The 23,250-nt window shown below is 62.8% G+C and carries 21 protein-coding genes; 10 read left to right on the plus strand and 11 right to left on the minus strand.

What is annotated here, in order from left to right:
- Position 1: 1 nt before the first annotated feature.
- The 9 genes from BKA07_RS01710 to BKA07_RS01750 all read right to left on the minus strand — a co-directional run bounded on the left by BKA07_RS01710 (position 2) and on the right by BKA07_RS01750 (position 10,513).
- Positions 2–1,060, minus strand: coding sequence for a pirin family protein (locus tag BKA07_RS01710; RefSeq protein WP_167949369.1), 1,059 nt, complete (start codon positions 1,058–1,060; stop codon positions 2–4).
- 98 nt (positions 1,061–1,158) lie between these two features.
- Complete coding sequence (locus tag BKA07_RS01715) at positions 1,159–3,204, minus strand: TRAP transporter permease (RefSeq protein WP_167949370.1); 2,046 nt, start codon at positions 3,202–3,204, stop codon at positions 1,159–1,161.
- Positions 3,205–3,209: 5 nt separating this feature from the next.
- Positions 3,210–3,515 carry a DUF1850 domain-containing protein gene (locus BKA07_RS01720; RefSeq protein ID WP_167949371.1) on the minus strand — a complete coding sequence of 102 codons (306 nt, stop codon included), beginning with the start codon at positions 3,513–3,515 and terminating at the stop codon, positions 3,210–3,212.
- 177 nt (positions 3,516–3,692) lie between these two features.
- The gene (locus BKA07_RS01725) at positions 3,693–4,682 is read right to left on the minus strand and encodes a TAXI family TRAP transporter solute-binding subunit (protein ID WP_167949372.1); all 990 of its coding nucleotides are present in this window, start codon (positions 4,680–4,682) and stop codon (positions 3,693–3,695) included.
- Between the two features lie 235 nt (positions 4,683–4,917).
- Positions 4,918–5,292 (minus strand): GNAT family N-acetyltransferase, encoded by a 375-nt coding sequence (locus BKA07_RS01730; RefSeq protein WP_167949373.1) that lies wholly within the window; start codon positions 5,290–5,292, stop codon positions 4,918–4,920.
- 109 nt (positions 5,293–5,401) lie between these two features.
- Entirely contained in the window at positions 5,402–7,705 is a 2,304-nt protein-coding gene (locus BKA07_RS01735; RefSeq protein WP_167949374.1) for an MMPL family transporter, read from the minus strand.
- Between the two features lie 80 nt (positions 7,706–7,785).
- Entirely contained in the window at positions 7,786–8,385 is a 600-nt protein-coding gene (locus tag BKA07_RS01740) for a LuxR C-terminal-related transcriptional regulator (protein WP_167949375.1), read from the minus strand.
- 38 nt (positions 8,386–8,423) lie between these two features.
- Positions 8,424–9,311, minus strand: a complete 888-nt coding sequence (locus tag BKA07_RS01745; RefSeq protein ID WP_245161798.1) for an acetamidase/formamidase family protein — start codon at positions 9,309–9,311, stop codon at positions 8,424–8,426.
- A complete protein-coding gene (locus BKA07_RS01750) occupies positions 9,311–10,513 on the minus strand; it encodes an aromatic amino acid transport family protein (protein ID WP_209043832.1) in 1,203 nt (400 codons plus the stop codon). The genes BKA07_RS01745 and BKA07_RS01750 overlap by 1 nt, the downstream gene beginning before the upstream one ends.
- Positions 10,514–11,024: 511 nt before the next feature.
- Here BKA07_RS01750 and BKA07_RS01755 point away from each other — a divergent pair.
- The 8 genes from BKA07_RS01755 to BKA07_RS01790 all read left to right on the plus strand — a co-directional run bounded on the left by BKA07_RS01755 (position 11,025) and on the right by BKA07_RS01790 (position 19,214).
- A complete protein-coding gene (locus BKA07_RS01755; protein WP_167949378.1) occupies positions 11,025–12,188 on the plus strand; it encodes an RNA-guided endonuclease InsQ/TnpB family protein in 1,164 nt (387 codons plus the stop codon).
- 379 nt (positions 12,189–12,567) lie between these two features.
- On the plus strand, positions 12,568–14,472 hold the full coding sequence (locus BKA07_RS01760) for a dihydroxyacetone kinase family protein (protein ID WP_167949379.1): 1,905 nt from the start codon (positions 12,568–12,570) through the stop codon (positions 14,470–14,472).
- Positions 14,469–14,924, plus strand: coding sequence for a ribose-5-phosphate isomerase (locus BKA07_RS01765; protein WP_167949380.1), 456 nt, complete (start codon positions 14,469–14,471; stop codon positions 14,922–14,924). The genes BKA07_RS01760 and BKA07_RS01765 overlap by 4 nt, the downstream gene beginning before the upstream one ends.
- 3 nt (positions 14,925–14,927) lie before the next feature.
- Complete coding sequence (locus BKA07_RS01770; RefSeq protein WP_167949381.1) at positions 14,928–15,725, plus strand: triose-phosphate isomerase family protein; 798 nt, start codon at positions 14,928–14,930, stop codon at positions 15,723–15,725.
- Positions 15,722–16,495 (plus strand): GntR family transcriptional regulator, encoded by a 774-nt coding sequence (locus BKA07_RS01775; RefSeq protein ID WP_167949382.1) that lies wholly within the window; start codon positions 15,722–15,724, stop codon positions 16,493–16,495. The genes BKA07_RS01770 and BKA07_RS01775 overlap by 4 nt, the downstream gene beginning before the upstream one ends.
- Entirely contained in the window at positions 16,492–17,436 is a 945-nt protein-coding gene (locus BKA07_RS01780; RefSeq protein WP_167949383.1) for a sugar phosphate isomerase/epimerase family protein, read from the plus strand. Before BKA07_RS01775 ends, BKA07_RS01780 begins: the two co-directional genes overlap by 4 nt.
- Positions 17,433–18,242, plus strand: coding sequence for an SDR family NAD(P)-dependent oxidoreductase (locus BKA07_RS01785; protein ID WP_167949384.1), 810 nt, complete (start codon positions 17,433–17,435; stop codon positions 18,240–18,242). The genes BKA07_RS01780 and BKA07_RS01785 overlap by 4 nt, the downstream gene beginning before the upstream one ends.
- Positions 18,243–18,323: 81 nt before the next feature.
- Complete coding sequence (locus tag BKA07_RS01790; protein ID WP_167949385.1) at positions 18,324–19,214, plus strand: NAD(P)-dependent oxidoreductase; 891 nt, start codon at positions 18,324–18,326, stop codon at positions 19,212–19,214.
- Between the two features lie 68 nt (positions 19,215–19,282).
- On the opposite strand, the gene BKA07_RS01795 is transcribed toward BKA07_RS01790, so the two are convergent.
- A complete protein-coding gene (locus BKA07_RS01795; protein ID WP_167949386.1) occupies positions 19,283–20,077 on the minus strand; it encodes an enoyl-CoA hydratase in 795 nt (264 codons plus the stop codon).
- 19 nt (positions 20,078–20,096) lie between these two features.
- A complete protein-coding gene (locus BKA07_RS01800; RefSeq protein WP_342448961.1) occupies positions 20,097–21,248 on the minus strand; it encodes a CaiB/BaiF CoA transferase family protein in 1,152 nt (383 codons plus the stop codon).
- A 200-nt stretch (positions 21,249–21,448) separates the two neighbouring features.
- Here BKA07_RS01800 and BKA07_RS19475 point away from each other — a divergent pair, with 200 nt between their 5' ends.
- Positions 21,449–22,177: a GntR family transcriptional regulator gene (locus BKA07_RS19475; RefSeq protein ID WP_167949388.1), complete on the plus strand. Its 729-nt coding sequence runs from the start codon at positions 21,449–21,451 to the stop codon at positions 22,175–22,177.
- Between the two features lie 99 nt (positions 22,178–22,276).
- Complete coding sequence (locus BKA07_RS01810) at positions 22,277–23,248, plus strand: tripartite tricarboxylate transporter substrate binding protein (RefSeq protein WP_167949389.1); 972 nt, start codon at positions 22,277–22,279, stop codon at positions 23,246–23,248.
- Positions 23,249–23,250: the final 2 nt, after the last annotated feature.

Raw genomic sequence — 23,250 nt, forward strand, 5'->3', positions numbered from 1 at the left:
CTCAGACGTCCTCGGGTCCGCCCTGGACGTGGGGCGGCGGATTCCTCCGCGCCTTGATGACGACGTCGGGCAACCCCGGCGCGGGGAGCCGACCGAGTCCATCGGCATTCTGACCGGGCCCACCCTTGCCGACATAGCCGTCGACGGCACCGAAGCGGTCGTCCTCTGCCTGCCACTCCTCGCGGAACTGCTGGATCTCCTCGTGGGTGCGGCCGACGAAGTTCCACCACATGACGATCTGCTCGGGGAAGGGCTCCCCGCCGAGGAGGACGATCCTGGCCGCGGTGTCTGCGCGGTTGCTGATCCGCATCTCCGTCAGCCCGACCCCGGTGTAGCCGATGGCGTCGACCGGCAGCGCAACGTTCTCGACGGCGACGTCGCCGGAGTCGACGAGGACACCGTGTTCGAAGGTCTCGTCGACGGGCAGGTCGATGCTCGCGCCGGGGTCCAGGCGGATCTCTGCGCCGAGGAGGGGCGAGTGGGTGCTCACGGGTGAGGACGTCCCCCACAGCTGGCCGAGGAAGACGAGGAGCTCACCTCCATCGAAGCTCGTGACCTCGGGTGCGAAGTGCTCGAATTCGCGTGCTTCCTGGTGACGGGTGTGCTCGGGCAGGGCCAGCCACAGCTGCACGCCGTGGAGGGTCGACGTCCCCTCGGTCGAGACCTCGGAATGGCAGATGCCCTGACCGGCGGTCATGAGGTTGACCTCCCCGGGCAGCACGAGTCCGGTGTGCCCGCCCGAGTCGATGTGTTCGATGGCACCGTCGAAGAGCCAGCTCACGGTCTGCAGACCGGTATGCGGGTGAGGGGCGACGTCCATCCCGCCCGAGCTCGCGACGTCATCGGGACCGTAGTGGTCGACGAAGCACCACGGGCCGATGAGCGAGCGCTGACGCTGAGGCAGGGTGCGGCGCACGGTCATCGCCCTGGGCCCGCCGAGGGGAACGTCCCTGGCGGTGATGACCTCGACCGGCGCCCGGCCCTGCTCATCGCATTGCGGTCCGGGCAGACCACCGGCCCGGCAGACCACCTGGTCCGGATGTGCTTCGACGTTGCTCATTCCACTCTCCCTCTCACTGCCGTACCGCCGTCAGTGCGATCCGTTGCCGCACGACGTCAGAATCGGGCCGGACGACGTGAGGTCGAAGCCGCGGCCGCTCAGATCTCTCGCCATGCGAGTCTGTCCTGCTTCTTGGCCATCGCCATTGTAATGGCCAGGGCGGCTGCGGCCACGACGGCACCGATGAGGTCGTAGAGATGACTCGGGGTGACAAGCCCGATCGCGCCCACGACGATGGTGATGCGCAGCCAGACCGGCAGCGGAATGAAAAGATGGCCCTCAGCCGCGACAGCGATGAGCGTGACCCCGATGAGCAGGATGACAGTCGCTCGAACCGTGTCCCACGCGGTGCCGTCGAGCATGAGAAGCTCCGGCTGATACACGAAGACGAACGGCACGATCAATCCGCCCAGGGCCAGACGCATGGCCAGGAACCCGGTTCGCATCGGACTGCCGCCCGACAGTCCGGCCGCCGCGAAAGCCGCGAGTGCGACCGGTGGGGTGATGTTGGCGAAGAGTCCGAAGTAGAACACGAACAGGTGTGCGGCCAGAGCCGGGACCTCGAGCTGGATGAGTGCCGGAGCCGCCATCGTGGAGACGATGATGTAGGCCGGAATGCTCGGCAGGCCCATTCCCAAGATGATGCACGCGACCGCTGTCAGCAGCAGAGTCGGCAGGAGATAACCGCCGCCGATGGTCACAATGGCCCCAGCCAGCTTGACGCCGAAGCCCGTCTGGGTGGCCACACCGACGATGATGCCCACGCAGGCGCAGGCCACCGCCACAGAGACTGCCGTGATCGCGCCGTCGCGCAGAGCGTGGATGATGTCCAGTGGCGACATCCGGGTGCTCTTTCGCACCATCGCTGCGGCAATCGTGACGAAGATCGTGGTCACAGCGGCGAACAGGATCGTGGTACCGGAAAAGAAGAGCATGTAGAGCAGGAAGAGCAGTGGCACCAGCAGGTGTCCGCGCTCCTTCATCACATCCATCACAGCCGGCAGGTTCTCACGGCTGATTCCACTCAGACCCTGGCTTGTCGCGCGCAGATGGACCTGGATGAGGATTGCCAGATAGTAGAGCACCGCAGGTACGATGGCGACGAGTACGATCTGGGTGTAGGGCACGCCGAGAGTCTCGGCCATGATGAAGGCGGCAGCGCCCATGATCGGCGGCATGATCTGACCACCCACCGAGGCAGCGGACTCCACCGCCCCGGCGAAATTGCGTTGATAGCCCACCCGCTTCATCATCGGAATCGTGAAGGCTCCGGTGGTGACGACGTTGGCAATCGCCGAACCGTTGATCGAGCCGAGGAAGCCAGAGGCGAGGACTGCAACCTTCGCGGGTCCTCCCCGAGCCTGTCCGGCCAGGGCCATGGCGATGTCATTGAAGAACTGGCCCATCCCCGACTTCTGCAGAATAGCTCCGAACAGGATGAAGAGGAAGATGTAGGTCGAGGACACCCCGATCGCTGTAGAGAAGATGCCCTCGGTCGACTCATACATGAAGGTGACGATCCGGTCGAGATCATAGCCGCGATGCCGGAACAGCCCCGGCATCGATCGCCCATAGTAGTCAAAGACGATGAAGAGCACTGCGAGGATCGGCAGCACCGGTCCGGTGACTCGTCGCGCAGCCTCGAGCACGAGCAGCAGGCAGATCGAGGAGAAGACGACATCGATGGTCTCGAAACGGCCGCCGCTGACGGTCAGCTTCTCGAACACGAGGCCCAGATAGACCGCGATGGCGACCGATCCGACGATGAACAGCCAGTCATACCATGGCGGGGTCTTCCGAACTTCGCCGAGACGGAAGCGCTGCACGGCGAAGCAGAGCACGAGGATCGCCCCTACGTGGATTCCACGGTGGACGAGGGTCGGCGGTCCGCCGAACAGAGCGTAGTAGATCTGGTAGACCGAGAGCCCGACTGCGAAAACCGTCAGCGGCAGTGCCAGCTTGGTCGACCAGATGTCACGGGTGCGCGATTCGCGGTCGTACTTCTCGACGGTGCCCGCCGATACAGCCCCAGTCTGGGAAACCTGGATAGCGGTCCGCGCGCCTTTCTCTTCCACCCCGCTCGGCGCCGGAGACGATCCTGAGGTCTGCTCGCAGCCCTCTTCGGGACGATGGTCGTTCGTCATGGTCCTCAGTCTCCGATCACAATCATTTCGGCGCGTACGTGATGATCGATGGCATGTGTGCGCAAAAGCAGCTCTTCGTCGAGGTAGATCCTGTGGTGGACTCGATGAGAATGGATCCACCGAATGACGGGGAAGTGCTCATCGAGTCCGCACAAACTGACCATGTCGCCGTCGATCTCGGTCCGCGGTGCGTTGAACGGTGTCCCGGCCCCCATGAGGGCAAGCTCGGTGCAGTCAAGGACGAACTCACCGCCGACGATGTCGTAGTACTCCCACCAGGGAGTCTTGTCGACCGAATGCATCCAGGTCATTGCCACCTTGCTGTCGTCGTCAACGGGCACAGACCGGAACACCCGTCGTCCCGGCGGCTGCTCCCGGATGATCAGCCGCCTCGGCGTGGGGCCCGACACGGACATCGGAACGATGATGCCCAACCCCACAGCCGTCGCGACGGTCAGAGCCGCCCTCCGGGTCAGGCTCCCGATGGGTCAGCCCTGTTCGTCGAAATACTTATCGGCCCCGGGCGCGAGCTCGCTGACGGGCACGTCCTGGGCTGTGTCGACGGTGATGTCCGTGGCCGCATTGTGCGAAGCCTGAATCTGATCGAGGTTGTCGAACAGGGTCTGTGTAATGTCGTAGACGGCGTCATCGCTCAGGGACGGGCTGGCTACGAGCAGGTTCGGGATGGTCAGCGTGTCCGCAGCCTCATTGTCTCCGTATGTGCCGGCTGGCACTTCTCCCTCTCCGAAGTACGAATGCTCCGACAGCAGCTTCTCGCGTCCGTCTCCGGTAAAGGGGACCACCTTGACATCGTCGCTGGTGGCCAGGTCGGTCACGGCCGAGTTCGGCAGTCCGCTCGTGACGAAGGCGGCCTCGAGCTGGCCGTTGCGCATCTGGTCGATGGCTTCGGCGTACGGCAGGTAGTCGGCGTCGAAGTCATCGTAGCTGAGGCCGTAGGCGTCGACGACCGTGCGCGCATTGAGTTCGACGCCCGAGTTCTGGTCGCCGACGGAGACCGCTTTGCCCTTGAGATCGTCAATACTTTCGATGCCTGATCCCTCGATGGTCACCAGCTGCACGTACTGGTTGTAGAGGTTGGCGACAACCGGCAAGGAGTCGATCTTCTTGCCCTCGAATGCGCCTTCGCCGGCGAGCGCTTGGTCGACGGCGTCACCTTGGGTGAAGGCCAATTCCGCCCCGCCGTCCTGGATCAGGGTGAGGTTTTCGACCGAGGCCCCCGTCGACTGGACTGAGGTGTCAGCACCGAGCTCGTCGGCCAGCACCTCGGACATGGTGGCTCCGACCTGGTAGTAGACCCCGGACGATCCACCTGTCGCAATCGTGATGAAGTCAGCGTTCGCTTCGCCTTCCTCACCGCTGCCACCACCGCCACCACCGCAGCCAGTGGCCAGCAACGTCACGGCGGCGAGTCCTGCCGCTGCGGTGGCGACCCGTGATCGGCGAAGAGTGCGCTTCATGGTGTTCTCCTTCGAAACCTGAGTGCAATATGACAATTGCTTGAGTAACAGCTACGTTCTGCACACTAGACGATAAACACCACCGTCGCCATAGCTCCTCTGAGCGACCGGTTCGATTGTGATCATTCTGTTTCTGCACCCCGGCCCAACGCCCGTCACACTTCGGTTCCGAACTCACCGCAAACCGGTCTGAACCTGGCTGTGCGTCGGTCTCGGATTCGCCGACCGCGACGCTTCAGACGTTCTGCTTCACGAACTCCAGATCCGCTTCGGTGGCCCAGCGGTATCGGCCCCCGATGGCGAGGAAGTCGTTGCCGTGCTCTTTGAGGCGTTCGGCGAAGAGCGGACAGACCGGCACCACCGTCCTCATGCTGTCGCTGCTCTCCTTGAGCGCATGGGAGACGAGGATCTTCGCCAGGCCGCGTCCCGAGAATTCCTCGCCGACTTCCGTGTGGTACATGATCCGCTCGGTCTCCGATCCGGGACCGGTGAGGTAGTGGGCCCGTCCGGCGACTTCTCCGGAGTCGTCTCTGACCACGAAGGCCGAGTTCGGTTCGTCGTGTTCCACTCTCACTCTGGCACCGGTGGAATCCTGCACTGTTTCAGACATGTTCCAGCCTCCTCGATCGGCATCACTTCCATTGTGCACTTCAGAGGCGGCCCTGCCCATCCCTTTGTCGTGATCGACGCGGGCTTCCTGTCGAGGTCTGCATCGGAGGTCAGTCACCGCGGCCCACGTCGACGGGAATCCGCTTGCGCCACGGACACCAGACGCTGCGGCCGATGTCGTAGACGAGAGCAGGGACGACGAGCGAGCGGACGAGGATCGCGTCGAGCAGGACGCCGAAGGTGACGATGAAGGCCAGCTGGAACAGGAACATGACCGGGATGACCGCGAGGGCCGCGAAGGTCGCCGCGAGCACGATTCCCGCCGAGGTGATGACCCCGCCGGTCGCTACGAGTCCGCTGAGCACGCCCGTGCGGGTGCCGAACCGCAGCGACTCCTCACGCACCCGGGACATAAGGAAGATGTTGTAGTCGATGCCCAGCGCCACGAGGAACACGAACGCGTACAGCGGCACCGAGGGATCGGCTCCGGAGAAGCCGATGATGTGGTTGAAGACCAATGCCGAGACGCCGAGTGCCGTGCCGAAGGACAGCACCGTCAGCGCCACCAGCAGCAGCGGAGCGACGAGGGACCTCAGCAGGAGGATGAGGATCACGGTGATGACGAGGAGGATGAGCGGGATCGCCAGGGCCCGATCCGCCTCGGCGGTGGTGTTCGTGTCGAGGTCGACCGCCGTCTCCCCGCCCACGAGGGCCTCAGCGTCGACGTCATGGACGGCGTCGCGGATCGAGGTGACGGTGTCCTCGGCAGCGAGCGAGTCGGCCGCATCGGACAAGGTGACCTCGAGCAGAACCTGTCCGTCGACCTCGGTAGGTGCAGGTGGGGACGCCGGCGCTCCCCCGGCCGCATCCGTTCCTCCGCGGCCCTGTGGTGCCTGGAGAGTGCCCTCGTCGTCGATGGCGACGGTCCCGCTGGGGGTGTCGTCTGCGACGACAGTCATCGATTCGACGCCGCCGAGGCTGCCGATGGCCTGCGCTGCTTCCTCGAGGTGGTCCTCGGCCAGGACGATCTGTGTCGGCGATCCGGACCCACCGGGGAAATGTTCGGCGAGGACGTCCTGGCCGTCGCGGGCCTCGGAGTCACCGAGGACGAAGTCGCTCTGCGCCACACCTGAGGCCTTGAACTGCGGGAAGGCGATCAGGGGCAGGGCGAGGAGGACGACGAGACCGATCCAGATCACGCGCGGACGCGCGGCGACCACCTCGGCGATGCGCGACCACAGGCCCTTCTTCGTGCCGGCTCCCGCCGAGCGGACCTTCGGCAGGAACGGCCAGAAGACGGACCGGCCGATGATGATCAGGGCCGCGGGCAGGAACGTGAGCGCGGCACACATCGCCACGAGGATTCCGATCGCCGCCACGGGACCGAGCGCTGTCGTCGAGGCCAAGTCGGTCAGCAGGAGGACGAGGAGGCCGGCGATGACGGTCCCGCCCGATGCCGCGATCGGCTCGAGTACGCCCTTGAGCGCTGCCAACCCGGCTCTGACTCTGTCTCTTTCGGTCAGAAGGGCATCGCGGAAGCGGGCGACGACGAGCAGGGAGTAGTCGGTGGTGGCTCCAACGACGAGGATGAATAGGATCCCTTGGACCTGGCCGTTGATGAGCAGGATTCCCGCATCGGCGAGGTGCCAGATGACGAAGATCGAAGCCGACAGCGCCGCCACCGAGGTGAAGAGGACGATCACCGGCAGCAGCGGCGAGCGGTAGACGATGACGAGGATGACGAAGACCGCGATGAGGGCGACGAGCAGGAGGATGCCGTCGATGCCGGCGAATGCCTCCGAGAGATCCGCGGAGAATCCCGCCGGGCCGGTGACGTGGACGGAGACTGCCGTTCCGCTGTCGCCGTCCGAACTGTCTGCACCGCCTGTGGAGGCGGAGAACTCTTCGCCGATGACGGACCGGATGGTTTCGACGTCGTCAGCCGTGGTCTCGGACGAGACGGGAAGGACGAGCTCGAGTGCTTCGCCGTCTTCGGCGGGGATGGCCGGTGAAGCCTCGGTTGCCAGCAGTCCTTCGTCGTCGAGCGCTGTCGTCAGGTCATCGAGTTTCGTGGCGTCCTGTTCGGTGACGCCGTCCCGGTTCTCGAGGACGACGATCGCGGGCACCGCATCATCATCACTGAAGTCGTCGATGAGCGACTGCGCCTTCGTCGATTCGGCCGATTCGGGCAGGAAGGACGACCGGTCATTGGTGGCCACCTCGGAGATCTTGCCGAAATAGGGACCGCCGACCCCGGCGACGCCGACCCACGCGACGAGGAGGACTGCGAAGAGGGCGACGAGGGAGCGTCGGGCGGGGACAGGCGACGTGTGCGCCGAGGGTTCTTCCGCGGCTGTGGTCGATGGGGAGATATCGGATTTCGGGGGAGTGCTCGAAAGCAGTCGGTGCGACATGCATCGATCTTACCGAGCCCTGCCGCGATGGCTGAACAGCTGCCCGACGGATGGCGTCATCCGTGAAGCAACAGATGTCCTCAGAGAGTGTCGTCCGAGGAGAAGAGCTCGCGCCGATTCCTCAGCCCCAGTTTCTGAAACGAATTGGACACGTGAGACTTGACGGTGGTGACGCTGATGCAGAGCTCACCTGCAATTTCGGCGTTGCTGAATCGTTGCAGGACGAAACCGATCACCTCTGATTCACGTTTGGTCAGTACAGAGGAGTTGATACGGTCGTCGAGATCTTTCGCCGTACTCACGGCGTCGAGCCCCGACATCCACACCCTGTTGCCCCGCACAGTCGCCCTGATCGTTTCCAGCAGATTCGCTTCGGACCTGTTCTTCGTCAGGAAACTGTCGGCACCCGACAGAAACGCCAAGGTCGCGTCGCTGGTGGACATGAACGAGGTGTACATGAGGACCCACGGAGCCTCATCCATGGCCTTGATCTCACGGCAGATCTCGAGCCCTTTACTCTCCCCTTCGAATCGCAGTGGCAGGATCACAAGTTGCGCTGATTCCGAGTCCAAGAGGTCGAAGACTTCATGAGTCTGCGCAGCTCGGCCGACGACGAACATGTCCTCCTGTGCGGAGACAACGGTGGCCAGGCCCAGACTGACGATCGGATGGTCTTCCACTATAAGTACATTGATGATTGACAAAGATCTCTGCCTTTTCAGTCGAAGTCCAGAGCGCACCACTGGCGGGGAATGGTGATTCGCGCGGTCTGCAGCGGATTGACCATTTGGCTGATCTCGGCGTGAGACACGATGCTTGTCAATCGGTACGCCTCTTCCCAGTCCAGACGGTGCCAGCGGGCCATCAGCTCGACCGCTTCGTCGAATCCAGCCCGTACTGCTTCGGAGATGCTCTTCGCACTGCTGAGAAGGCTCAGACTGCTGGGGTGCTCCACTGCCGGCAGAGTACCGTCGTATTCCACCTTCCTCACACTCAGCTGCACCTCTCCTGCAATCTCGATTCCGGTTCCGCCCAGCTCCCCGTCTCCTTGTGCCGCATGAAGGTCACCTGCAGACAGAAGGCCTCCCTCGTGCCGGGCCTGCAGAAGGATTCGGTTGCCTGTCGTGACGAACCGGGTGTCGAGGTTTCCTCCGTGGGTGCCCGGCAGCTCGGTATCCACCTCACCGACGCCCGGAGCCACACCGATGACTCCGACCATGGGAACGATCTCGACTGACAGACTATCCGTCACCCAGGCCCGGCCATCGCGGACGGGCACGATCCGTGAGTCGGCTTCGATGACTCGATCGCCGAGGAGACCGAGCCCCGGGGACACCGCCATCACCCCGTGATCACCGACGGACACACGCTCAATGTCCACGAGGAGCCAATCACCGGCCGTGACGTCGGCGACTTCGACGGGCCCGGTGGCTCGATTGAATTCAGACATGTCGATGTCAGGACGCAGGACGGCTTCCGAGCGGATCTGACCCGCATAGCAATCACACGTCTCCAAAACGAATGATTCCCCCTGCGCCGCAGTCGCAACGGCGGATATCTCACTGGAGAAGACGGAATGCGACTTTGTGGACGGCACTTTCAGCATTATGCCCACCCATCCGGGATCAGACCGACTGCGCTGAGAAGCGAGTAGACGAATGCGAGCCCGAACACGATGATGAGCAGGGCCTGTATCAGCGGATGGGCGACCCAGCCAGCCGTCCACGCCGGTTCCTGATCGCCGAAGCGTCGCGCCCGGTGGAGCATCAGCACCGGAACGACAGACATGATCGCACCGGCGAAGCCTCCCGCGTAACCGAGCGCCGAGACGAATCCTGTGAGCTGAAAGACTCCAATGACGAACGGTGGGACGCCGACAAGTGAGAGCGCAGCGATTCGGTACCCGCTCGCCCCATGAGAAGGCCATCTGAATCGATCGAATATATTCGTCATCAGCGTCAGGGCGATGGCCCAGAATGAAGTCATCATGGCCAGGAGTGCGAAGATGTTCGAGAGCACATAGGCGATCTGTCCGAGCTCCTGTCCCCATCCAACAGTGACCACCTCGGTAATGCTGTCAGGTCCCAACATGCCGAGAGCAGCCAGGGGCACTATTGCCAGTAAGAATCCGGTGAGACCCATTCCGACGATCACCGCACGGGGAAGACCACGGGGGTTGGTCTCGGCCAAACCTCTCGCCAGCTCGGGAACCGTGTATTGAGCAATGAACGAGAATACAGCCAAGTTCACGATGGGAATGATGAAGAAGGGGTGCACGTACGTCAGGTTGCCGATGTCGACCCCCGGACCGACGAACGTCCATGCACACAGGAATAGAATCAACACGATCATCGCGACGGACAGGCCCTGTTCGGAACGGCCAGTCGCTTTGAGACCGAACCAGACGACGACGAGTCCGGGGACGAAGAAGATCAGGCTTCCCACGGACGGCGAAATTCCGAATATATCGGAGAGAATGCTTCCGCTGCCTGTGGTGTAGGCGATGAGGGCGCCCAGGCCGTTGACGACTACTCCGGCAAAGATCAGCCAGGATCCGGTCTGTCCGAGGTACTTCCTGGCCAAACCGGACAGTTGAAGCGGCTCTTTGGTTCGAAGCGCGACTTCGGCGACGAACAGCATCGAGGCTGTTGTCAGGAACCCGGCCACCAGCAACGCCGCCAGCAAAGCAAGATAGCCTCCGTTCTTCGCACCATAGGGAAGGCTGAGGATGCCCGCACCGATATTCGCACCGACGATGATCGAAACACCCTGCCAAAATGAAATCGTCTCACTTCTTTGAGGTTTCATTCGTTCGCCAGTATGCTCCGGAGCTTTCCCTGTCATTCACTTCCTCCTTGAGTGCGGATCACAATCTGAGCGACGGACTTTCGATAGAGCACTTCGCGTGTTGCCTCACCGGTTGAGTGCATGCTCGCTCGATCTTCACTCAACGTTAAGGTCAATACTGAGACCGCGCTTCCTACCAAAGGGATGAGATTTCAGATATGAATCTCCTTTGTGAGCGGAATTCGGCAATGCAGGCCGATGATCGGGTGTAGAGCCAGTCGTCGCCGCGAGCTGGCCAGCGGGTGACTGGGCATGGATTCGGATTACACCAATGATGTCCGCTGACAGATCCGAGGACATAACCTCAGGGCGAATTGCGTACCGTCTGTCGGCAGTTGGCAGTGTCATGTCAGTGCCGGATGCAATGGTTGAGGCAATACCGACCATACCGAGTGGGGATCGGACCAATGGATGCGACTATCAATAAGAATGCGCCGAGGTTCCGGGGCCACGGAGAGTTCAGTGACTTCTGATGTCCAAAACAGTCAAGAAGACATACAGATACCGGTTCTACCCGACTGACGATCAAGAAGACCTGTTGAGACGAACCTTTGGCTGTGTCAGGTACGTTTACAACAGAGCTCTGGAGGCTCGAGTCGAATCCTGGAAGTCGAATCGTCGAACGCTGACTTACTCCGAGTCGTCCGCCCTATTGACTGATTGGAAGAAGGACCCGGAACTCGACTTCCTGAATCAGGTGTCGTCTGTGCCTCTGCAGCAGTCTTTGCGGCACCTCCAGGTGGGGTTCACTCGCTTTCGAGCGAAGAAGAGCGCTCATCCCCGCTTCAAATCAAAACGACGATCAGCTCAACGGGCCGAATTCACCAACTCTGCTTTCACGTGGAATGGGCAACAGCTGAAGCTCGCAAAGTCCCGATCGCCTTTGAAGATCGTATGGTCGCGTCCACTTCCACAAGGAGCAGAGCCGTCAACCGTGACAGTCGGTCTCGATCGAGCTGGCCGCTGGCACGTGTCGATTCTCTTCGAAACGTCAGTGGCTCCGACTCCAGTCGCCAAGGCAACCGCTGTTGCGATTGATCTCGGCATACATTCGCTCGCGACGCTCTCTACGGGGGAGAAGGTCACCAATCCACAATTCTACAAACGCGATCGACGGCGCATCGCCAAAGCGCACTCCACGTTGAACAGAAAGGTCAAAGGTTCCGCCAATCACGAAAGAGCGCGCAAGAGATTGGCTCGCGCCCACGCAAAAGTCGCGGACAGGCGTCGCGATCATCTTCACAAGCTCTCAACTCGACTCATTCGCGAAAACCAAACGATTGTGCTCGAAGATCTGGCGGTGGAGAACCTCAAAAGGAATGGAGGCAAGGCCAAGACCGGGATCAATCGCAGCATCTCTGACGCTGCGTGGGGGCAGCTTCGCTCACTTTTGGAATACAAGGCAGGATGGCAGGACAGGAATCTGATCATTGTCGATCGCTTCTTTCCGTCCAGTCAATTGTGCTCATCTTGCGGCGCTCGGAGCGGACCAACGACCTTGACGGTCAGACAGTGGAGCTGCGATTGCGGCGCTTTCAATGATCGCGATGTCAACGCAGCCAGGAACATACTGGCCGCCGGGCTGGCGGCCACGGTCTGTGGAGGAGATAGAAGTCGCATTCGCACGCCCTTGTGATTGCGCAGTCTCCTGAGAAGCAGAAAACTCCTTCGAGCAATCGGGGGACAGATCTTGGACGCCAAGATCTGTGAAGTCAAGTGGTATGATTGGATGCTCTTTTTCCGGGGGTATGGCCCATTGGCTGTCGGAGTCTCCTCAAAGGTAGTCCTAGTGCACCGTGCATTTTTCGGCCCGGCTGGCACCAATCATTGCGAGTGGCCCCAGATGTCTCGTGCGATTACAGTGCGGCTGATGAAGACGCACGTGGCCAAGGCGACACAGGCTACCGGACGGTGAGAAGCACCCTCCCGTAATCACGATCACGAGCCCGACACTTCCCTGCGTCACTTAAATCCTATAGGATCTATGAAATAGGAATCAGTTCGAAGGGGAACTCGTGACCAGACTGTTCAATGACCCGAATGACTTCGTCGCCGACATGTCCCGCGGTTTCGCGCTCGCTTCGTCCCGCTGGGTGCGAGGTGTCCCGGGCGGCGTCGTGCGATCGACGGCGGCCGATGAGCCGACCGTCTCCCTCGTCATCGGAGGCGGCAGCGGGCACTTTCCTGCTTTCTCGGGACTCGTCGGTCCTGGTTTGGCGCACGGAACGGCAATGGGAAATGTCTTCGCATCTCCCTCGACGAAACAGATCGCATCGGTGGCGCGTGCTTGTGATCAGGGGCGTGGAATCCTGTTCAGCTACGGCAACTACGCGGGGGACGTCCTCAATTTCGATCAGGCCCAGACGCAGCTGCGATCCGAGGGCATCGACGTGTCGACAGTCGTGGTCACAGACGACATCTTCAGCGCTCCTGTCGATGAACTCGAGAAGCGTCGAGGAATCGCCGGCGACCTCGTCATCTTCAAGATCGCCGGTGCGGCAGCCGAATCCGGGCACGATCTCCCCGAGGTCGAAGCCCTGGCCCGCAGAGCCAACCAACGCACCCGGTCGATCGGAGTCGCGTTCTCGGGGTGCACTCTGCCGGGCGCCGACGCGCCACTTTTCACCGTGCCTGACGGCCAGATGGCGATCGGACTCGGCATCCACGGTGAACCGGGCATCGACGAAGTGCCCCTGCCTTCCGCGGTCCAGTTGGCGGAGCTGCTCGTCTCTCGCCTTCTGGCCGAAGCACCCACGTCTTCGCACAGAGTCGTTCCCATCCTCAACGGGCTCGGAACTGTGAAATATGAGGAGCTCTATCTCCTCTATGGGCTGATCCACCCCAGGCTGGCCGAAGCAGGACTGGAAGTCGTCGACCCTGAGGTCGGCGAATTCTGCACAAGCTTCGACATGGCCGGCCTATCGCTGACGCTGCTCTGGCTCGATGAAGACCTCGAACCCCTGTGGTCGGCGCCGTGCTCATCCGCCGCGTTCACCCGTGGTGAGTTCGCAAGCGGTCATAGACCCACAGCATTCACGACACAGACTGCTTCGACACATCTGCAGCCCGGGACTGCTCGCGACGCGTCGCCCACAACGGATCATCCTGACCCGCCACCTGCCTCGGCGACGTCTCAGCACCTCGGGCGGGAGATCTCTGTGGTGCTCACGCGGATTGCCGAGGCCCTCGATGCCGCTGCAGTCGAACTCGGACGTCTCGACAGCATCGCCGGGGACGGCGACCACGGCATCGGAATGCAGCGCGGATCGAAAGCGGCCGCGCTCGCAGCCGGTGAGGCCGCCGAGGCAGGACTCGGTGCATCTGCGGTGATCAGCGAAGCAGGAGAGGCCTGGGGCGACGTGGGCGGGGGCACCTCCGGGGCGATCTGGTGCCGAGTGCTGTCGGCTCTGGCGCACGGGTTCTCGGGAGATCTCACCCCCACACCGGCAGCGGTCTCAGCGGCGCTGACCGACACCCTCGACGCGGTTCGCGCCTTCGGCGGTGTCGATGTCGGTGAGAAGACACTCGTCGATGCGCTTGCCCCTCTGGCCGAGGAATTCGCCCGTATCGCCCTCAACACTGGGAACACCGAAACGCCGGCGCCGGGCGCTGTCACGCCGTCCTCGGATCAGGGGGACATCACCTTGTTCGCGCAGGCGAGCGCCCGGGCCGCACGCGTGGCGACCCGCGCCGCAGAGTCGACTGCAGACATGGCGGCCAGACGCGGGCGTGCCCGCACACACGGCGAACGGAGCAGAGGCACCCCGGATCCCGGCGCGGTCTCGCTCGCCCTGGTCGCGACCGAAGTCGCAGACCACCTCGAACGCCGTCGCAGAGAGACCAGCGCACCTCACACGATTCCACCGAACGCCGTGACCACCCGCCCGGCAGACGTCTCACGAAAGGCAGCACGATCATGACACTGCGAGTAGTCATCGGATCCGACGACGCAGGGTTCGACTACAAGGAAGCCCTCAAAGCCGACCTCAGCAACGACGAACGGGTCAGCTCGGTCGCTGACGTCGGAGTCGACCCCGAATCCCATACGTTCTACCCCTCCATTGCCACCACTGCGGCCGAAATCGTCGCTCGCGGCGACGCCGATCGGGCAATCCTCATCTGCGGCACCGGACTCGGAGTCGCGATCGCAGCGAACAAGGTCAAAGGCATCCGAGCCGCCACGGCACACGACTCCTTCAGCGTCGAACGCTCTGTCCTGTCCAATGACGCCCAGATCCTCTGTATGGGCCAAAGAGTCATCGGGATCGAACTCGCGCGTCGGCTGGCCCGCGAATGGATCGGCTACACCTTCGATCCGAGGAGCGCCTCGAACGACAAAGTCGCCCAGATCAGCGCCTACGAGTCCCGCTGACCCATGCCGAAATCGTCCTCATCACCGCTGCCGGACCGTCTCATCGGCACCAGCCTGAAGATGTACATGGGTCACAGACAGACGGTGGACTGGGCAGTCGAAGTCAGCGCGCTCACTCACGGCCATCCGACACTCACCTCGGGCACGGTGGGCCTCGCGGTCCTGCCCCAGTTCCCTTCGATCCCCGCCTGCCTCGACGTCGCCGGTCACCTGCTTGTCGGAGCCCAGAATCTTGCAGCGGACGATGACGGTGCTCGGACCGGTGAGGTCTCCGGCTCGGTTCTCGCCGAAATCGGCTGCCGCTACGTCGAAGTGGGCCATGCCGAGCGCCGTCAGCATTTCCACGAAACCGACGACATCGTCCGCGCGAAGACCGCCGCCGCACTGCGGCACGGACTGATCCCGATCCTGTGTGTCGGAGAGGCGAACGCCGGCTCCCCGGAATCCGCCGACGCCGAGGTGGTCGCCCAGATCCGCTCGGCACTGTCCCCCACTGCCGGTGACCTGCCGACCAGCGCAGCCGTCGTCATCGCCTATGAGCCGATCTGGGCGATCGGTGCGCTCCAGCCCGCCGCACCGGATCACATCATCGCCGTCTGCGAAGCGGTGCGTGCCCGCACCCGCGCACACTTCCCCAGCCTCGACTTCCGCCTCATCTACGGCGGCAGCGCCGGACCGGGTCTCCTCACCGCACTCGGTTCGGCAGTCGATGGGCTCTTCCTCGGCCGCTTCGCCCATGAGCCCGATTCGGTGCCGAGGATCCTCGATGAACTCGCCGACGTCATTATGCTGAAATCATGAATGCACAGCCTTCGATCCCCCGCGCAGACATCACACGTCGCGGACTCCGCGATCTCGTCTACGAACACATCCTCGAAATCCTTCTCACCGGAGAGATCTCCCCGGGCGAAAGAGTCTCCATCGACGGTTTGGCCAGGCAACTCAATGTCTCACCGACGCCTGTGAGGGAGGCACTCGTCGATCTCGAGCGCACCGGTCTCGTCGTTCGCGAGGCCCGGCGCGGCTACCGCGTCTCACCACCGCTGGATCGCGGACAGCTTCAAGAGCTTTTCATCGCCCGTGAGACAGTGGAGACCGCAGCGACACGACTGGCGACACCTGCCGATGACGATCTGCTGCGCTCGCTCGAAGCGGCCCACGCCGAGCATACGAGTGCCGGCGAGAAAGTCCGGGAGACCGCAGAACACCTCGATGAGACCGCCGAGGACCCCGACGAGACTCGCCGAAATCAGGTGAGCACCGCACAGGAGTACTTCGCCCGCGACCGGGACTTCCACGACAGAATCCTCGAACACTGCGGCAACCGCTACCTCGTGAAGATGTCGAACGACCTGGGTGCCCAGGTCCATCGACTGCGACAGGCACTGCCCCACGGCATCACCGACGTCAACGAAGCACTGGCCGAACACCGGGCCATCATCGAGGCCTTCGCCTCCCCCGACCCCACCGCGCCCGAAGCCGCCATGCGCCATCACGTCAGGATGGTCGCCCACCGCGCACTCGTCGAAGACCCTCAACCACCCGGCCAAATCACCCACGAGGATCCATGAGCCCAACCGAGCACACGATCGCCTGCTGCATGCACGGCTTCGCCCCCACCGACCCCAGCGGTCTGCCGCTCCATGAGGCCGACCCACAGGCCTGGGCCGGAATCTTCTCCACGCTGACCGACCTGGATTTCACTGCCCTCGAGATCGCCGACAGCCACATCCGCCCCGCCGATCTCTCGCCCGAACGCCGCAGTCTGCTCAAGGAACTCAGCACCTCGGCGGGCGTCGAGCTCACCGCTGTCCATGTGCAACGCACGTCGGTCATCGACCCCGACCACGGCGAAGCCAATCTCGAGTATGCGCATCGGACCATCGATGCGGCAGCGGAACTCGGATGTCAGGTGTTCTCGACCGGTCTGCATCAGCCCTTCTCCCAGGCTCAACGCGATGCCCTGTGGTTCTGGACAGCGAAGGGATGGGAGGATCCTGACGACCCCGAGATCCGCTCGCTTGCGGTGCAGCGGTTACGAGAGCTGGGCCGACACGCCGCCGAGGTGGGCCTGCCGATGTCTTTGGAGATGTACGAAGACACGTACCTGGGCGCCGCCGAATCCGCCGTGCGCCTCATTGAGGAGATCGGCCTCGACAACGTCGGGCTCAACCCCGACATCGGCAACCTCATCCGGCTCCACCGCCGCATCGGTGACTGGCGGGAGATGCACGAACTCACACTGCCCTATGCCAACTACTGGCATATGAAGAACTACCAGCGCGACGAAGCCGGCGACGGCTCCTGGTTCACGTCCCACCCGACGACCATGCAGAACGGGCTCATCGACTACCGTGCGATGGTCACCCGCGCCGTGGAGCTCGGCTTCAACGGCCCCTTCCTCATGGAACAGTACGGCGGAGACAGCCTCGGCGTCTGCGCGGAGAACAGAAGCTACCTGGCCGGACTCCTCGCCCAGGTCCAACCGACGAAAGGAACGACGGCCCCATGACACCGACTTCCCCTGACCCGCAGTCTGCGATCTCCCTGGGAGCGGCGTTTCCCAACGATCGCACGGCAGTTCTCACCGGTGTCGGCAGCGCCAACGGAATCGGCCGACACACCGCCCACCGTCTCGCACAATCGGGTTGGAATCTCGGTCTCATCGCGCGGCGTGAGGATCAAGCACGTGACCTCGCCGGGGAGATATCGACGGCGTACGGCGTCGCAGCGCTCGGCAAGGGCGCCGATGTGACCAAATCAGAGGAGATCGCCGAGGCGGCAGCCGCATTCGAATCGAATCTGCCGCAGGTCGTCGCGCTGGCGAACTTCGCCGGCGTCTCCTCCTCAGTGACCTATTTCGAGATCACCGACGAGGAATGGACACGGGTGATGACGAACAACCTCACCTCCACCCACCTCGTCACCCAGGCCTTCGGCCGCATCATGGCGAAGAACGGTCTGGGTCGCATCGTCGGCCTGTCCTCGGTCACGGCCCAGAAGGGCGGCGGAACGTTCTCCAAGACGGCTTATGCTGCCGCCAAGGCCGGGATCGTCGGGCTCATGCGTGGAGTCGCGCTGGAGCTCGGCCCCTACGGCGTGACCGCGAACTCGGTGTCCCCGGGCCCGGTCGACACCGACATCATGGGCGGCCCCTTGGACGATGAGCGCCGTGATGCGATGGGGGCGGCAACCGCTCTGGGCCGCATCTCGGTTCCGGAGGATGTCTCCGCTACGGTCGAGTTCCTGTTCAGCGAGGGCGCCGGGCACATCACGGGCCAGACCTTGAGCATCAACGGGGGCCTCTACTTCCACTGAACCGCCGAGCGCCCGCTGCTCGATGACGCCGCTCCAACCGACATCTGCGACACAATAGCGAATCGATCCGATGGAGGACCCATGACCGTCAGCCCAGACCACATCACGTTCCTCGGGATCGGCGCCATCGGCCTGCCCATGGCTCTGCGGCTCCAGGATGCAGGGTTCCAGGTCACCGGTGTCGATCCCTTCCCCGGCCCCAGAGCCCGCGCCACGGCGGAAGGTCTGCCGAACGAAGAACAGCCGCTTTCGGCAAAGGCTTCAACTGCTGTCATCGTCATGGTGGCCGACGGCGATCAGCTTCAGCACGCTCTCGATGGAGACGCGCAGACGGGAGCACCTGGACTGCTCTCACTCATGCTGCCTGAAGCTGTTCTGATCATCATGAGCACGGTTGGACCCGATGCTGTCCGTGCCGCTGCGGATCGTGCCGGCGAGTTCGGCATCGACGTCCTCGACGTTCCTGTCACAGGAGGCATCGCCGGAGTTGTGGCCGGGACTCTGCGCATGCTCGCCTCGGGCCCGCGAGAGGTCCTCGATTCGCGTCGAGCCGTTCTCGAATCTCTTGGCACGGTCATCGACTGCGGCGAGCGCATCGGCGACGGACAGTCGTACAAGATGGTCAATCAGCTGCTGTGCTCTGTCCACATAGTCGCTGCCGCGGAGGCGCTGTCACTGGCCGGCAGGCTCGGCCTCGACCAGGACACGGTGCTCAAGGCGATGACGGCCGGTGCCGCGAACTCGTGGATGCTCGGTGATCGGGGCCCGCGGATGCTCGACGGCATCGACGCACAGGTGGCCAGTGCCGTCGGCATCTTCGTCAAAGACACCGCTCTCGTGGCGGAGGTAGCTGAGAACCTCGACATCGAGCTGTCCATGCTCCCAGCGGCCGCCCGACGATTCGCCGAGGCCGCCGATCTGGGCCATGTCCGCCGTGACGATTCGCAGGTGATGCGTACCTACGATGCCTGAGCCCTCCGACCGGCGGCGCCCGGCCGCGCGTCGGAGTTCTCAACCCTGCTCCTCAACCCTGCTCAGGCTCAGCGCCCTTGCCATTCGTAGCGAGTTTTGTCGATGAACGCGTGCACTGCATTGTGGAAGTCCTCGGAACCGTAGATGCGTTCGACGATGTCTTCATCGTCGACGGCACCGTCCGAATCGGAGAGACGACGCACGATCTCTTTGACCGACCACATCGTCAGCGGTGCATGCCCCTTGAGCGTATTCGCCCATTCAGCTGTCGCCTCGGCGGTGTCATCGGTGACGAGTCCGACGAACCCGGCGGTCAGGGCCTCGTCCACTTCGATGAATCTGGCTCGCAGCAGCATGTCGACCACTCGGGCGCGGCCGAGCAGCTCGATGAGCAGGGACAGTGTGTCTCCGGACAGGCAGTTGCCGAGAGTCCGTGCGATCGGCACGCCGAATCGTGCCCGCGGTGAGGCGAGGCGCACGTCGGCACACGCCGCGATTCCGAGTCCTCCTCCCACACAGTAGCCGTCGATCGCCGCGATGACCGGGACATTCACGGCACGCAGGCGTGAGAGCACCTCAGAGATGCGCTTCTCGTACGCAACGCCCGCGGCTCCGTCGAACTCGGTGAACTGTGCGATGTCGGTTCCGGCGACGAAGGCCTTCCCACCCGCTCCGCGCAGGACCATGACTCGGATCGAGTCGTCCGCGTCGGCTCGCTCGCACGCTTCCGCGAGGCCCATGTACATACCCCAGGTCATGGCGTTGCGCGCCTCGGGACGGTTGAACGTGACGGTCAGGACACCGTCCTCGCTGTCGACGAGGAGGTTCTCCGCCGTCGCCCCTGTGTCTTCTGTTTCGGTCATTGTCGACCCCTTTCCTGTCTCAATGCGACTTCAGCTCGGTGAGTTCGGCATTCGAGAACCCGAGCTCGTCGAGCAGCGAGTTGTCTGCGCCCAGCGGCGGACCCGCAGGACCTCGTCTGGCCGGTGTCCGCGACAATCGCATCGGCGAACCGATCTGTCTCACTGTGCCGGCGACGGGGTGCTCGGAGTCCCAGAAGAAGTCGCGGCTGTTCAGATGATCGTCGGTGAAGACCTGACCGTAATTGCTGATCGGAGCGCAGGGAACCCCCGCGCCGTTGAGCACCTCGACGATTTCCGCGGTCGTCTTCAACCGTGTCGTCTCCTCAATGATCGCGATGAGTGCATCACGATGAGTCAGCCGATCGTAGGACTCCTGGAACCGTTCGTCTTCCAGGAGCGATCCGAGTCCCAGAGCATGGCAGAACCGTTCCCAATTGCGCGGTGTGTTCGCACCGATCGTGACAAAACCGTCGGATGAGTGGACGGCCTGGTAGGGAGCCTGGTTCTGATGTGCGGAGCCGTTCGGGCCGCCGACCTTCCCATCGACGAAGTACGCTGCGGCCTCCCACACTGCGTAGGAGACGCCGCTTTCGAACAGGGAAACGTCGATGTACTGCCCTTCCCCAGACCTGTTCCTCTCATAGAGCGCCGAGGTGAGCGCGAGTGCCACGTACATTGCGGAGGTGAGGTCGCAGATCGGCACCCCGACCTTCGCAGGAGGCATGTCGGGATGGCCGGTGATGCTCATCAGTCCGCTGCGAGCCTGTGCCATGATATCGAGACCGGCATGTTCCGCCAGCGGTCCGTCCTGACCCCACCCCGACGCCGAAGCGTAGATGATCCCCGGATTGCGCTCTCGCACGTCCTCGTAGGCAACACCGAGCCGAGGCATCACGCCGGGGCGCATGTTCTCCACGACCACGTCTGCGGTCTCCGCCAAGCGCATGAACGCCTCGCGACCGATGTCGGACTTGAGGTCGAGCGTCACCGACTCCTTATTGCGGTTGAGCAACATGAAGGGCGTGCTCTCCCCCTCCACGAACGGCCCGGTGGTCCGTGTCTGGTCGCCGCCCGTCGGATTCTCGATTTTGATCACCCGCGCCCCGAGATCGGCCAGCTGCATCGTTGCATAGGGGCCTGCCATGAACACGCCGAGCTCCAGTACCGTCACCCCCGCAAGGGGCCCCGCGCCTAAGGAGCCCGTACCTGTGGAGACTGAATTTGTTCCGCTTTCACTCATGAGATCCTCCTCTGATCTTCGTCGATCCTGTAGGAATCACTTGTCCAAAGTGGGGACAAAGCATTGATTTACCGATGTGATCCGCGTTACAGTCTTCACACTACTGTATACAAAAGAGGATCTATTAGAAAGTGGCATCTCTCATTCCATCCCAACCCAGCCTGGCTGCTCTCGCCAGGCAGGCTCTCGAGCAGACGATCCTGGCCGGAAACTATATGCCGGGAGAACGGCTCGTCGAGGAACATCTGTGCGAGGAGCTCGGAATCTCACGACCCCCATTGCGCGAGGCGCTCAAAGAGCTCGCGCACACCGGGCTCGTCGAGCATGTGCCGCGCAAGGGTGTGAGGATCATGTCGATCTCTCAGCACGACGTCTTCGAGATCGCGACTCTGCGACGCGAACTCGAACGGATGGCGATGGACCTCGCTCTTCCCGACCTCGATCCGGTTCGCGTCGAACGCTGCCGTCAGACGGTGAGGGTGATGGAGAGGATCGCGGAGGACGGAACCGAGGGAGAGATGGTCACGGCCGGCTTCGAATTCCACTACGCAGTCGTCGGGTTGGCGGGCCATGCTCGGATCGAATCGACCTATCGGGCGATGGCGATGCAGCTTCAGATGTGCATGGCGCTGAACAACCAGGCCCGACGCGAGATCGAGGACCTCGACGGCAACGTCGCCAGGCACGCACGCATGCTCGATGTCATCCTTCGCCGGGACCCCGATGAGATCGAACGCGAATTCGACAACCACGGAAACCTGTCGTTCCTCGTCGACACCGTCGATCAGCTCGACGGCGCCACCTCGGAATCCGACCGCTGGCTCGAGGGGGTGCGCGCTTCACTGTCCGAAACCGCCTGAGATCCATGACTGAACCCAACTGGATCCATGGCTGATCCCACTTGAATTCGACATCCGAAGATTCGAGCACCACAGAAGATTCTGTCAAAGGAGATGGAAATGCATTCGAAGAAACTGCTCACCACCGTGGCCGTGACCGGAACCCTCGCACTGGGACTCAGCGCCTGCGGCGAAGCATCAGGAGATGCGGCCGGCGGAGAATTCGAACCGAAGGGCAATGTCACGATGATCGTGCCTTTTGCCGCCGGCGGCGGAAGCGATATCGCCGGCCGAGCCACCGCCTCGGGCCTGGAAGAAGCGACCGGCAAGACGATCACAGTGCAGAACGTCGACGGAGGCTCCGGCGCCGTTGGATATTCGGAATTCCTCGGTCGCAGCGGCGATCCGAACTATCTGCTCGCCACGGAGACGGCAATGCTTGCTCTGCCGGCGGTCCAGGACGTCGAATTCACCCACGAGAGCTTCACCCCGATCATGAAGCTCGGCGATGACTATACGCTCATCGTCACAAAAGCGGATTCGCCGTTGGACACGTGCACAGATCTCACGGAGAAGGGGAAGAAGGAGCGGACTGTCGTCGCGATATCGGGTGCCACAGGACTCGACAACATCACGTTCACGCTCATGGAGAAGGCAACCCAGGCGAAATTCGACCGTGTGCCGTTCGAGTCAGGGGCCGAGGCGATCACTGCAGCCCTCGGTGGCCAGGTCGAGGCGATCTCGGTCAACCCCGGCGAGGTAGCCGGACAGTTGGAGTCGGGAGATCTCAAACCGCTGTGCGCAGCGGCCGACGAACGCTACGAATATCCGGAGCTCAAAGACATTCCGACGGCAAAGGAACAGGGCATCGATGTCGCCTTCGCTCAATTCCGCGGCGTGATCGCCCCGGGAGACATCCCAGCCGAAGCGAAGGAGTACTGGGTCAAGAAGGCCAAGGAATTCGCTGAGACGGATGCCTACACAACCTACATCGAGGACAACATGATGCAGCCCAATGCTGCTTATGGTGATGACTTCGCCGCCGATCTCTCCGAGAACGACAAAGAACTGCGAACGGCGATCGGAGAATGACC

Source organism: Brevibacterium marinum, assembly GCF_011927955.1.
In the GTDB taxonomy this organism is placed as follows: Bacteria; Actinomycetota; Actinomycetes; order Actinomycetales; family Brevibacteriaceae; genus Brevibacterium; species Brevibacterium marinum.